Here is a 614-nt window from a genome sequence, read left to right as displayed (position 1 = left end):
GGCCGCCCATTCTTTCGGATAGGGATGATCGCGGTGGCCTGCCGGTCTATGATGGCCGTGTGGCAGCGGCGCGTGTCATAGGCACCATCCGCAGTCACCGTGCCTATCTCTTCGCCTCACCCAGGCAAGCGGCATCCGCGTCGCGACATCCAGCATCACGAGCAAGGTAAGACGGGTCTTGATAATCTTGTCCGCGTCTTCCAAGGCCCGCTTTTCCGGATCGCCAAGCTTTTCCCACAGACCGCAAACCTTGGCCGTCACCACAAGCGACAGGTGGACCTCATCAATTTCGGTCAGTTCACCGATCATCAGGGCGCGGATATCCGTGCTGCCCCGCCCGAGCTTGGATTTGGCCGCCCGTTCGCCCTTGTCCCTGATTTCGGCCTCTGTGGTGGAAAACAATTCCTTTTGATGACGCGACAGGGTTGTTGTTGAGGGTGTCTGCAGCGCCGGAAGGTCGTTTGCCAGCCGCTTTTTGTTCACCGCGTTGAGCTCGGCGGTGAGATGATTATGGATGTTGGCGATCGAGTATTCTTTTGCTTCACGTGCAAAATGTTCGTAAGCGGGAAGCTGAGGCCGTTCAGGTCCGGTAGTTCCAGGGCATGAGGGCGTCG

2 pseudogenes are annotated in these 614 nt (G+C 58.3%); both read right to left on the bottom strand.

Annotated elements, in window-relative coordinates:
- A pseudogene (locus tag IE101_RS20100) lies at positions 1–113 on the bottom strand (IS5/IS1182 family transposase); the annotation flags it as partial.
- Positions 76–614, bottom strand: a pseudogene (locus IE101_RS19680) (hypothetical protein); the annotation flags it as partial. The pseudogenes IE101_RS20100 and IE101_RS19680, both read right to left, overlap by 38 nt.

The sequence above is a fragment of the Gemmobacter lanyuensis genome, assembly GCF_014652355.1.
Taxonomy (GTDB): domain Bacteria; phylum Pseudomonadota; class Alphaproteobacteria; order Rhodobacterales; family Rhodobacteraceae; genus Gemmobacter; species Gemmobacter lanyuensis.
The sequence above is the reverse complement of the archived record's forward strand: the minus strand, read 5'-3'. Positions and strand labels throughout refer to the sequence as shown.